Below are 10,434 nucleotides of genomic sequence, written 5' to 3'. Positions count from 1 at the left end.
ATTGATGAATATTATGCCGCTCAGCACACGACGGTCGTCAACGCGTGGCTTGCCGTGGGACTTCGGGAAATAGGGTTTCAGACGCTCCATCTGCGCGTCAGTCAGCCAGAAAAGGTTGCTCATGGATAGGTCTCCTTGCAGAGCCTGAATCACGCGAACAGCCCTAAATCAATGGGTCTGGAGCCTAAAGCCACCGTCGAAGTCAGCGATAATCCTGCTGCGAACATTTTGATCCGCGAGATGGGTGGCCTTAATGCATGGCAGGCTTGGTATCGCGCAATTGATGACAAGTGCCCGGCCGACAAAGCACCGGATCGTGTCCTCGCTGCCTTCGATCTCTTCGAGACTCTCGAAGTGGAGCCGTCGCATCGCCTGGGAGTGTTTACCGGGCTGGACGAGAACACCGTCCTCACCCTTCAGCAGCGACCCCTTGAAGAACCCGAGCGCACAGGAGGTCTTCATCCCGTAGATGATGACGACGTTGCTGTCCTCATAGGCATAGCAAAGCTTGCCCCACTTCACGCGCTCTTCGAGGCCGCAATCGAGGAGGATGTCCCGCAGCTTGCGCCGTTCCGCCTGCCAGTTGCTCTGGTTCAACAGATATTTAACCTTGGGATCGTCTGTCATGCCTTTTGTCCTTCAGCCTCAATGCGGCGCGACAAACAGCCGTCCGAGCGCGATCACCGCCCAGACAGCCGCGACACCCAGCGAGTAATACATCGGCCCGTTGTCCGCGGCACCGGCACGCAGCTGAACGCCTGAAAAGACCAGCATTTCCGGCGCGATCCCGATGGCCGCGACCGGCACCAGCCACCCTAGAGATGGCACGACAGCGGGAACGACAGGAATGGTGCCGCTATCTAATGCGTTCATTCCTGCCGTTCACCGTTGTCGCCGTAGCGGGAGGTCACCTAAACGCATGTTCGAGCATGAAGATCAGGCAGCACAGATACCGGAGACCGCGACTTTCCGGAACAGGTGCGGACTGGCAACAGCAGATGACGGATAGGCTGAGAGCTTTGCGACAAACTCGGGATGCGTGAAGGCGGCTCGGAACGCCTCGGTCGAGTCCCACACGGCATAGTTCAGGTAGGTTGGGCTATCGCCGATGGCGCGGTGGAGTTGTGTGGAGATGAAGCCCGGTTGCTGCTTCATGAAGTGGGCATCGTCGGTCCAAGCGTCGAGGAAGCCCGACTCATCCGCTGCATCAAGCGCGAAGAGGTTGATGAGTACGACCGGCGCGGCGGCAATGCCAAGTTGGCGCTCAAGTGGAAACTTCTCGTCCAGAGATTTTAGAAGCGACATAATGAACCTTTCTATATGGATTTTTGAATGCTCAGACTCCGGTCCGGTTAGGTTGGTCTTGGCCTTGCTGCTCGGCACTATCGACCTTTCTTGAGTCGCTTATGCAGATGATAGCAGGCGCTCATACAAATCGCACATTCGGTATTCTCGCTCCAGAACCGTCATGCGGCGCAGCGCTCCCTTTCAGCATGAGCCAATGTCAGCCCCGGCAAGGACGGCCCAAAGCGGTATTTGGACAGGTGACCAGTTGCTGCGGTGCAGCCTTCGCATTGCCGCCGTTCGCTCAGCTTGCGGCATTTCCGTGATGTTTGTCCCGCCGAAACGGGTAGCCCGGCCATCGAGTTGGCGTGCCTCGCTTCCCGCGCAGTGGGCGCCACAGCGGCGGCTGCTGATCCGCCCCGCCGATGAATGCGCCACAGTGTCGTTAGGCGCACAGCCGGGCCCCAATGCCGTCCGGATAGCGCTGAACGGCGCCACTCTGCTCGAGCTGCTGCGTCAGGCCTCAACACCCTGCGACGTCTCTACGACACGCCGCAGGGTGAGGATCTCGTGGTCTGAACCTTATCCGCGCAGGATCGAGCGGCCGGCATACTCTGCGGCGGCGCCCAGCATTTCTTCGATTCGAATCAGCTGGTTGTATTTCGCCAGCCGGTCCGAGCGGGCAAGGCTGCCGGTCTTGATCTGGCCGCAATTGGTGGCGACGGCGAGATCGGCGATGGTGGCATCCTCGGTCTCGCCCGAGCGGTGCGACATCACCGAGGTGTAACCGGCGCGGTCGGCCATGCGGACCGCATCCAGTGTTTCCGACAGGGTGCCGATCTGGTTCACCTTGACCAGCAGCGAGTTGCCGCAGCCGCGGCGGATGCCCTCTTCCAGACGGTCCGGATTGGTGACGAACAGATCGTCGCCGACCAGCTGAACCGAACCGCCAAGACGCTCGGTCAAGAGCTTCCAGCCGTCCCAGTCATCCTCGGCGCAGCCATCCTCGATCGACAGGATCGGGTAATCGGCGCAAAGCGCGGCCAGGTAATCGACATTCTCGGCCGGGGTCAGGGTCTTGCCCTCGCCCTTCATCTCGTATTTGCCGTCCCTGAAATATTCGGTCGAGGCGCAGTCCAGCGCCAGCATGATGTCGTCGCCGGGCTTGTAGCCGGCCTTCTCGACCGCCTTCAGGATGAAATCCAGCGCATCGCGGGTGCTGGACAGGTTCGGCGCAAAGCCGCCCTCGTCGCCGATCCCGGTGGACAGGCCCGAGGCCGAGAGTTCTTTCTTCAGCGTGTGGAACACTTCCGAGCCCATGCGCACGGCCTCGCGGATATTGCCCGCGCTGACCGGCATGATCATGAATTCCTGGATGTCGATCGGGTTGTCGGCATGTTCGCCGCCATTGATGATGTTCATCATCGGCACTGGCAGCACATGCGCGCCGGTCCCGCCGACATAGCGGTAGAGCGGCTGGCCCGTGGCCATCGCCGCCGCCTTGGCCACCGCCAGCGACACGCCCAGGATGGCATTGGCGCCAAGCCGGCCCTTGTTGGGCGTCCCGTCCAGCTCGCACATCATGCGGTCGACGGCCAGCTGCTCGGTCGCATCCTCGCCGATCAGGTTCTCGGCGATCTCGCCATTGACGGCGGCGACGGCCTCCAGCACGCCCTTGCCCAGATAGCGGGTCTTGTCGCCATCGCGCTTTTCGACGGCCTCATGCGCGCCGGTCGAGGCGCCCGAGGGCACCGCCGCCCGGCCCATCGTGCCGTCTTCCAGCGTCACATCCACCTCGACGGTCGGATTGCCGCGGCTGTCCAGAATTTCGCGGGCGAAGATATCGATGATGGCAGACATGGGCTTTTCCTTTCGTCGGATGCGTCAGTCGAAACCGGCAACGCGGATATTGTTGGTGCTGCCGGACTGTCCAAAGGGCACCCCGGACAGAATGACGATGCTGTCGCCCGCTTCGGGTTTCAGCATGTCGCGGCTGGTTGCGACGGCGGTCCGCACCATGCTGTCATAGTCCTGCACCGAATCCTCGGCCATCGAGCGCGCATCCCAAAGCAGTGCCATGCGCCGGGAAATCCGGATGTCGCGGGTCAGCACGATCAATGGTAGAAAGGGCCTGCGTGCGGCGATCCGCGCGGCTGTGCTGCCGCTGCGCGAATAGGCGACGATGGCGCGTGCGCCAAGCGAGGCCGCAAGCATTGCGCCTGTATCGGCAATCGCATCTGCCGGGCTCGCGGCCGGTTCGCGTGATGCGGCAATCGCCCTGGCATAGAAGGAATGCGCCTCGGTGCTGCGGATGATGCGGTCCATCACCGCCACGGTCTCGGCGGGAAAGGCGCCGGTCGCGCTTTCGGCCGAGAGCATCACCGCATCCGCGCCGTCATAGATCGCGGTGGCGACATCCGAGGCCTCGGCCCGTGTTGGCGCGGGCGCGGCGGTCATGGATTCCAGCATTTGCGTCGCGACGATCACCGGGCGGCTTTCGCGGCGGCACAGCGCGATGATCTCTTTCTGCCGGGCGGGCACCTCCTCGGGCGGGATTTCGACGCCCAGATCGCCGCGTGCAACCATGATCGCATCGGCCTTGCGGATGATCGCCTCGATCTCGGACAGGGCCGAGGGCTTTTCGATCTTGGCGACGAGACCCGCGCGGCCGTCGATGATACCCGTGATCTCGTCCAGGTCGCTCGCCTTCTGGACGAAGGACAGCGCCACCCAATCGACGCCATGGGCCAGCCCGAATTCCAGATCGCGCCGGTCCTTTTCGGTCAGGACCGGCAGGTCCAGCACCGTGTCGGGCAGGTTGACGCCCTTGCGGTCGCTAAGCTTGCCGCCCTCCAGCACCTCGGCCTCGATCCGCTCCGACCTGGACGAGGTGACCAGCAGCCGAACCCGGCCATCGTCGATGAACAGCCGATGGCCCGGTCGGATCGACGCGAAGATCTCGGGATGGGGCAAAGGCAGGTTATCGCTGTCCGAGGTCTCGGCGGGCAGGAACTTAACCCGGTCACCGCGCTCGACCATGCGGGCGCCGTCTTGCAGCCGGCCTAGCCGGATCTTCGGGCCCTGCAGGTCCTGAAGGATGCCGATCGGCGTGCCGGTATCGGCCTCCATCGCGCGGATGGCGGCGATCACCTGGGCATGCGTGGCGTGATCGCCATGGCTGAAATTCAGCCGAAACGTATCGACGCCGTTCTCGAAAAGCTGGCGCAGCATCGCGGGCGAGGCGCTGGCGGGGCCGACGGTCGCCACGATCTTGGCGCGTCTGTCACGGATCATATTGTTGTCCCTTCTCTGGATCAGAGCACCAGGATCGCCCTGAAATCGTTCACATTGGTCAATGTCGGGCCGGTGCGGATCAGTGCGCCGAGCTGGTCGAAAAGGCTGTAGCTGTCATGCCCGTCCAGATAATCGCGCGGGTTCAGCCCGGCTTCGCGCGCCGCCGCCAAACTCGCGGGGCCGATCACCGCGCCAGCGGCATCTTCGGTGCCGTCGATCCCGTCGGTATCAGCCGCAAGCGCATGAATGCCAGGGTGGCCATCCAGCGCCAGTGCGAGACCAAGCAGGAATTCGGTGTTCCGCCCGCCGCGACCGGGCCTGGTATCGCCGATGGAAACCGTCGTTTCTCCGCCCGAGAGCAGCACTGCCGGAGCCTTGGCTGGGGTGCCATGCGCGGCGCAGGCCCGCGCGATTCCGGCCATTGCAACGCCAAGTTGCGAGGCTTCGCCCTCCAGTGCATCGCCCAGCAAAAGCGAGGTAATCCCGGCCGCGCGCGCGACATGGGCCGCCGCTTCCAAGGACATCTGCGGCGTGGCGATCATGCGGTAATCCGGTGTGAAATCCGGCTGGGCCGCAGGTGGGCGCAGCAGGTTCTCACGCGCGGCTTGAGGCAGATTCGGCCCAAGCCTTTTGACCAGATGCGACAGATCATCGCCCGCTGACGGATCGGGAACTGTCGGGCCGGACGCAATCGCCGCCGGATCGTCTCCCGGCACATCCGAGATCGCCAGCGTGACCAGCCGCGCCGGTGCGGCTGCCTCGGCCAGTCTGCCGCCCTTGATCAGCGACAGGCGGCGGCGCACGCGGTTCATGTCCTCGATGGTCAGCCCGGATGCCAGCAGCAGGCGGTTGACCTGCATCTTGTCGTCCAGCGTCAGCGGCGGCGCGGGCAGGGTCATCAGCGCCGAGCCCCCGCCCGAGATCAGCGCAAGCACCAGATCATCAGGACCGGCCCGATGAACCGTCTGCAGGATTTCCGCTGCGGCCCTGTGCCCGGCCTCGTCCGGCACCGGGTGCGAGGCTTCGCGCACCGTGATCCGGTCGGTCGGCACGGCATGGCCGTAGCGGGTCACGACCACGCCGGACAGGTCCACATCCGGCCAGGCCAGCTCCACCGCCCGCGCCATGGCGGGGGCCGATTTTCCTGCCCCCACCACGATGCAGCGGCCAGCAGGTTTTTCAGGCAGATGCCGGGCGAGCACGGTGGCGGGGTCAGCCGCCGCGATCGCCGCATCGAGCATCTTTCTCAGTAGCTCTTCTGCGTCCTCCTCCCTCATGGCACCCTCAAATATTCTCGCCGCGGATCGCGTCGATCACCGCATCAGTGACCTGCTGCGTCGTGGCGCTGCCGCCGACATCCGGAGTCAGCACGCCATCGGCGCAGACCTTTTCCACCGCCCGCATCAGCCTCTCGGCGGCCGCCGGTTCGCCCAGATGGTCCAGCATCTGCGCGGCGGTCCAGAACGTGGCCACCGGATTGGCGATGCCCTTGCCGGTGATGTCGAAGGCCGAGCCGTGGATCGGCTCAAACATCGAGGGGAAACGGCGCTCGGGATCGATATTGCCGGTCGGGGCGACGCCCAGACTGCCGGCCAGCGCGCCCGCCAGATCGGACAGGATGTCGGCATGCAGGTTGGTCGCGACAATGGTGTCCAGACCTTGCGGGTTCTTGACCATGCGCACAGTCATCGCATCGACCAGCATCTTGTCCCAGGTCACATCGGGGAACTCCTTCGACACCTCTGCGGCGATCTCGTCCCACATCACCATGCCGTGCCGTTGGGCGTTGGATTTCGTCACCACCGTCAGCAGCTTGCGCGGGCGGGACTGGGCCAGCCTGAAGGCATAGCGCATGATCCGGGTGACGCCGACGCGGGTAAAGATCGCGACCTCGGTGCCAACCTCTTCCGGCAGGCCCTTATGGGCGCGGCCGCCATGGCCGGAATATTCGCCCTCGGAGTTCTCGCGGACGATCACCCAGTCCAGATCGCCGGGGCCGACGCCGGCCAAGGGCGACTGAATGCCCGGCAGGATCTTGGTCGGGCGCACATTGGCATATTGGTCGAAGCCCTGACAGATCGGCAGGCGCAGCCCCCAGAGGGTCACGTGATCGGGAACGTCGGGCGCACCGACAGCCCCGAAAAAGATCGCATCATAGGCTTTCAGCTGTTCCGGCCCGTCCTCGGGCATCAGCGCGCCGGTCTTCTTGTAACGATCCGAGCTCCAGTCGAACTCGGTCACGTCGAACTGAAAGCCGCCATCGCGGCGGGCCAGCGCCTCCAGCGCCTGAAGGCCGGCGGCGATGACTTCGGGACCGATGCCATCCGCGGGGATCGAGGCAATCTTGTAGGTTTTCATGGGCTTTCTCCTCATTCGGGTTAAGGGGGCCGAAAGCGTCGCCGGGCGGGCCATCAAGGCCCCACTTGTCTCCTCCCTTGCGACGCCCTGCGGCGATCACAGGACGAAACTGCGCCCGCTGCGGCGATTCCTCAATTTGCGTAGAATTATATACTGAAATGAGATAATTTGAGGGCGGAGGTGCCGATGGATATTCAGCAGATCAGGTGTTTCCTGGCCGTCGCCGAGGAACTGCATTTCGGCCGCGCCGCGCAGGCGATGGACATGCTGCCGGCTTCGCTCGGCCGGCAGATCCGGCTGCTCGAGGACCGGTTCGAGACCCGGCTGTTCCTGCGCACGACCCGCAATGTCGCGCTGACCGAGGCGGGCACGGCAATTCTCGACGATGCCCGCGGGCTTGTCGCACACGCCGATCGCTTCGAGCAGCGCATCCGCGCGGTTCGGCGCAGCGAAACCGCCGTGCTGAAGGTCGGCGCCATCGACAGCGCCGCCAACGGGCTGATGCCGCAGCTGTTGCAGCTTCTGCGCGCGCGTCGACCCGAGATCGAGGTGCAGCTGGTCGAGCAGAAGACCATGCACCTGCTGCCCCGCATCCTCAGCGGCAGTCTGGATATCGCCTTTTGCCGCCCGCCCGACATCCGGGATCCGAAGATCCACTTCCAGACGCTGTTCTTTGAAACCGCCGTGGTCGCCCTGCCTGAAACACACCCGCTGGCCGATCGGTCGGACCTGACGGTCGAGGATCTGGCCGATGCGCCGCTGATCGTCCCCGACCGCCGCTCGCGCCCGCATTCGCATGACCTGACCATCAAGCTCTTCACCGATGCCGGGCTGACCGCTCGGATCGCCCAGATCGCCGAGGAGAAACACACCATCGTCAATCTGGTGGCGACCGGAACCGGGCTGGCCATCGTGCCGCGATGGGCCTCGCGCATCGCCGTTCCAGGGGTGCGCTTCGTCCCGCTTGTGCTGCCCGAAGGCACCACGCGCGGCAAGCTGATCCTCGCCGCAGCCTGGGCGCGCGGCACGCGCGACGATCATCGCGACGCGCTGCTGGCGGTGCTGGACGAGAACCTTCAGATGATCGAGGCCAGCGCCTGACTGATTGGCGCGGTCATTATTATTACGAAAATTAATATAATCTTTGGCAAATTCATTCGGACGCCGCTCCTGCCTATTCCGGGATCTGTATCTGCCCCTCGTGGGCCTGAACCGGACTCTGGGAGGAGACCATGGATCCTGCAAACATTACCCTTCTGCTGTTGCTCTTCGCGATCGTCATGTTCGTGTGGGAACGGGTGCCCCTGGCCGTCACGGCGATGATCGTCTGCGTCAGCCTGGTGCTGACCGGCGTGCTTGATGCCGGCGAGGCCTTTGACGGCTTCGTCAACAGCAATGTCATCCTGTTCGTCGACATGTTCATCATCGGCGGCGCCCTGTTCCAGACCGGCATGGCGGCCGAGATCGGCGGGCTGGTCACGCGATTTGCCAAGACGGAACGGCAGTTGGTGGTGGCGATCATGCTGATCACCGGGCTGATGTCGGGCGTCCTGTCGAACACAGGCACAGCGGCGGTTCTGATCCCCGTGGTCATCGGCATTGCCGCGAAATCAGGCTTTGCCCGCTCGCGCCTGCTGTTGCCGATCGTCTTTGCCGCGGCCATGGGCGGCAATCTCAGCCTGATCGGCGCGCCCGGAAACATGATCGCCCAGGCCGCGCTGCAAGAGCAGGGGCTGAGCTTTGGCTTCTTCGAATACGGGCTTGTCGGCCTGCCGATCCTGCTGGCTGGCATCCTGTTCGTTGCCACCATCGGTTTCCGCCTGCTGCCCGATCACAAGACCGAAGAACTGGCCGCGGACAGCCTGCATCCGGTCGGCGCCTCGGTGCCGCAGTGGAAAAAGAATGCCTCGCTGATCGTGCTCGTCCTGACCATCCTCGGCATGATCTTCGAGGCGCAGATCGGCATCCGCCTGCATATCACTGGCGCCATCGGAGCCATCGCGCTGATCCTTCTGGGTGTCATCAGCGAGGACGAGGCCTATCAGTCCATCGACGCCAAGACGATCTTCCTGTTCGGCGGCATCCTGTCGCTGGCCGCCGCAATGGAGAAAACCGGGGCCGGTCAGGTCATCGCCGAAGCCGTGCTGGGCTTCACCGGGCCGGACACGCCGATGTTTGTCTTCCTGCTGGTCATCTTCCTGCTTGCCGTGGTCATGACCAACTTCATGTCAAACACCGCGACGACCGCGCTGCTGGTGCCGATCAGCCTGTCGATCTCGACCCAGATCGGCGCCGATCCGCGTGCCGTGCTGATGGCGACCGTGATCGGCGGCTCGCTTGCCTATGCCACACCCATCGGCATGCCGGCCAATGTCATGGTGCTTGGGCCCGGCAAGTATAGGTTCATGGATTACACGCGGGCCGGCCTGCCGCTGATTCTGGTCTCGACCGTTGTCGCCATGATCCTGCTGCCGATCCTGTTCCCGTTCTTCCCGTAAATCGGCGTGGCACAAATTGCAGTGTAGGCTCGCGATAGAATCTCGCGGGCCTTTGCTGCGCCGGTCAGAAGAATTTGAATGTCCGTTCTTGCAGCACCACCCCGACCAATTCGCAGGTGCAGCGAATTCAAACTTCCCGCCCCTCCTGTCGACGCAACGCAATCGCGAAGGCGAGAACCGCTGCGATAGTTGAGGTCTCCGCGCTTCTCGCCTTCGCTACCGTAGCAACCACTACGTCCCTTGTCGGTGCCGATGGTCATGCAACCTGGTGCCGAAACTTAATGCAAGTGAGTGCCGATCCGAGTGAGAGCCAGCACCTGACCAAAACCGGCCTGGGCTCCTCTTGCTGTAAGAGAGGGGCCCAAAAGCTTCAAAATCGTGTTCTGAAGGGCACGCAACTGTGCTAGATTGGCCATATTGACAGACGATCTGCAAGCTTATGCTCCAAATCGGCACTGTTATGATCCAATGACAAACGCAAATATGGTGGAGCCGAGGGGAATCGAACCCCTGGCCTCGTCATTGCGAACGACGCGCTCTACCAACTGAGCTACGGCCCCATCCGGCGCACTATGTCACTCACCGGGTAAAACTTGTCAAGAGATCGCACGGGTCGACAATATCTCTGCGTTGTTGATGCCCACAGCATTGCAGAATCCAGCCTTTGAGTATCCACGCATGGGTTCAACCATCCGACTTCCGGTCGGACCTGCTTCAGTGCGAAGAAGCAGCGTATGATCTTACCCTCCCAATATGAGCCGCAGCCGGAGCAAGGGCCCATTTCGAAAGGATAATAGCACAACAGCGGGGAAATCCGCTTCATTCCTAGCAACTTTATCCGAATGCGCCTTGGCGCTTCCTCACAATGCGCCCCTAGGTGTTCAGTCCTGGCATTTGGTGGATCGGGTTCAGGATGAATCTGTCAGGCTCTGATGTCCAGATCTTGCAGATTTATTCGTAAGGCGTGAGACCGCCGAGGGTCTTGAGCCTGCGCACGAAG

9 protein-coding genes, 1 tRNA gene and 2 pseudogenes are annotated in these 10,434 nt (G+C 63.0%); 2 read left to right on the top strand and 10 right to left on the bottom strand.

Annotated features, from left to right (window positions below):
• The 8 genes and pseudogenes from IT41_RS20360 to IT41_RS18405 form a co-directional block, all read right to left on the bottom strand.
• Positions 1-123: pseudogene (locus IT41_RS20360) on the bottom strand (IS5/IS1182 family transposase); the annotation flags it as partial.
• Between the two features lie 45 nt (positions 124-168).
• Positions 169-627 carry a DUF1801 domain-containing protein gene (locus tag IT41_RS18435; protein ID WP_052081781.1) on the bottom strand — a complete coding sequence of 153 codons (459 nt, stop codon included), beginning with the start codon at positions 625-627 and terminating at the stop codon, positions 169-171.
• A gap of 18 nt (positions 628-645) precedes the next feature.
• Positions 646-873: a hypothetical protein gene (locus tag IT41_RS18430; protein ID WP_175496463.1), complete on the bottom strand. Its 228-nt coding sequence runs from the start codon at positions 871-873 to the stop codon at positions 646-648.
• Positions 874-936: 63 nt separating this feature from the next.
• The gene (locus tag IT41_RS18425; protein WP_231564825.1) at positions 937-1,383 is read right to left on the bottom strand and encodes an antibiotic biosynthesis monooxygenase family protein; all 447 of its coding nucleotides are present in this window, start codon (positions 1,381-1,383) and stop codon (positions 937-939) included.
• A 483-nt stretch (positions 1,384-1,866) separates the two neighbouring features.
• Positions 1,867-3,144 (bottom strand): phosphopyruvate hydratase, encoded by a 1,278-nt coding sequence (gene eno, locus IT41_RS18420; protein WP_036744117.1) that lies wholly within the window; start codon positions 3,142-3,144, stop codon positions 1,867-1,869.
• 24 nt (positions 3,145-3,168) lie between these two features.
• Positions 3,169-4,578, bottom strand: coding sequence for a pyruvate kinase (gene pyk, locus IT41_RS18415; RefSeq protein WP_036744115.1), 1,410 nt, complete (start codon positions 4,576-4,578; stop codon positions 3,169-3,171).
• Between the two features lie 20 nt (positions 4,579-4,598).
• Complete coding sequence (locus tag IT41_RS18410) at positions 4,599-5,855, bottom strand: glycerate kinase type-2 family protein (RefSeq protein WP_036744113.1); 1,257 nt, start codon at positions 5,853-5,855, stop codon at positions 4,599-4,601.
• A 7-nt stretch (positions 5,856-5,862) separates the two neighbouring features.
• A complete protein-coding gene (locus IT41_RS18405; protein ID WP_036744111.1) occupies positions 5,863-6,936 on the bottom strand; it encodes a tartrate dehydrogenase in 1,074 nt (357 codons plus the stop codon).
• Positions 6,937-7,122: 186 nt separating this feature from the next.
• On the opposite strand from IT41_RS18405, the gene IT41_RS18400 reads away from it, so the two are divergent.
• Positions 7,123-8,037, top strand: coding sequence for a LysR family transcriptional regulator (locus IT41_RS18400; RefSeq protein WP_036744109.1), 915 nt, complete (start codon positions 7,123-7,125; stop codon positions 8,035-8,037).
• Between the two features lie 131 nt (positions 8,038-8,168).
• Complete coding sequence (locus IT41_RS18395) at positions 8,169-9,434, top strand: SLC13 family permease (RefSeq protein ID WP_036744107.1); 1,266 nt, start codon at positions 8,169-8,171, stop codon at positions 9,432-9,434.
• A 484-nt stretch (positions 9,435-9,918) separates the two neighbouring features.
• On the opposite strand, the gene IT41_RS18390 is transcribed toward IT41_RS18395, so the two are convergent.
• Both IT41_RS18390 and IT41_RS21050 read right to left on the bottom strand, forming a co-directional pair.
• Positions 9,919-9,994: transfer RNA gene (locus tag IT41_RS18390), tRNA-Ala, on the bottom strand.
• Between the two features lie 313 nt (positions 9,995-10,307).
• A pseudogene (locus IT41_RS21050) lies at positions 10,308-10,434 on the bottom strand (IS481 family transposase); the annotation flags it as partial.

It is taken from the genome of Paracoccus halophilus, from assembly GCF_000763905.1.
Classification (GTDB): domain Bacteria; phylum Pseudomonadota; class Alphaproteobacteria; order Rhodobacterales; family Rhodobacteraceae; genus Paracoccus; species Paracoccus halophilus.
Note: the sequence above shows the minus strand (reverse complement) of the source record. Positions and strands in the feature narration are given on the sequence as shown.

Excerpts from the sequence above, each read along its gene's own strand:
- IT41_RS18400 (WP_036744109.1), top strand. The coding sequence starts at position 7,123 with ATGGATATTCAGCAGATCAGGTGTTTCCTGGCCGTCGCCGAGGAACTG.
- IT41_RS18435 (WP_052081781.1), bottom strand. The coding sequence starts at position 627 with ATGACAGACGATCCCAAGGTTAAATATCTGTTGAACCAGAGCAACTGG.
- IT41_RS18410 (WP_036744113.1), bottom strand. The coding sequence starts at position 5,855 with ATGAGGGAGGAGGACGCAGAAGAGCTACTGAGAAAGATGCTCGATGCG.
- eno (WP_036744117.1), bottom strand. The coding sequence starts at position 3,144 with ATGTCTGCCATCATCGATATCTTCGCCCGCGAAATTCTGGACAGCCGC.
- IT41_RS18430 (WP_175496463.1), bottom strand. The coding sequence starts at position 873 with ATGAACGCATTAGATAGCGGCACCATTCCTGTCGTTCCCGCTGTCGTG.
- IT41_RS18395 (WP_036744107.1), top strand. The coding sequence starts at position 8,169 with ATGGATCCTGCAAACATTACCCTTCTGCTGTTGCTCTTCGCGATCGTC.
- pyk (WP_036744115.1), bottom strand. The coding sequence starts at position 4,578 with ATGATCCGTGACAGACGCGCCAAGATCGTGGCGACCGTCGGCCCCGCC.
- IT41_RS18405 (WP_036744111.1), bottom strand. The coding sequence starts at position 6,936 with ATGAAAACCTACAAGATTGCCTCGATCCCCGCGGATGGCATCGGTCCC.